At 66.3% G+C, this 472-nt stretch carries 1 protein-coding gene; it reads right to left on the bottom strand.

All coding sequences use genetic code 11. The features are described from left to right. The coding region (locus tag RF641_RS17500; RefSeq protein WP_424573729.1) for an HNH endonuclease at positions 1 to 472 on the bottom strand (472 nt) is incomplete at its 5' end.

Below are 472 nucleotides of genomic sequence, written 5' to 3'. Positions count from 1 at the left end.
CTACGGGTCGGGGTCTTCGAGGGGGTCTTCGAGTTCCTCCCGGGTCCAGGGTTTCCCGCGCACCCATTTGGACTGGGTGAGCAGGTCCGGGAACTGCCGGTGCCGGTACCCGGTCACCGGCGGGGCGACCGACCGGTAGTAGGCTCCGGTGCCGGGGTTGATCCGGATCGAGTGGGAGAACTCCCCGACGGGCACTTCGACCCAGTTCGGTGATTCCTTGGCCTTGTTGCATAACGCGCAGCGTCCGTCGGCGTTCAGCACGTTGGTCGGGCCGCCGAGGTGGTGCTGGATGACGTGGTCGACTTCTTCGACCAGTCCGTCGCAGTAGGGGGTGCGGCAGTGCTTGTCGCGGATCTTGATGAATTCCTTGAGTCCGGGCGGGAAGGCGCGGGCGGTGGAGTCCATGGCGATCAGCTCGCTGTCGCCGGGGGCGGTGTAGAGCCGCTGGATGTCGGGGAAGGTTTCGATGCGC

It is taken from the genome of Arthrobacter sp. 'calajunan', assembly GCF_046940185.1.
Lineage (GTDB): Bacteria > Actinomycetota > Actinomycetes > Actinomycetales > Micrococcaceae > Glutamicibacter > Glutamicibacter soli.
Note: the sequence above shows the minus strand (reverse complement) of the source record. Positions and strands in the feature narration are given on the sequence as shown.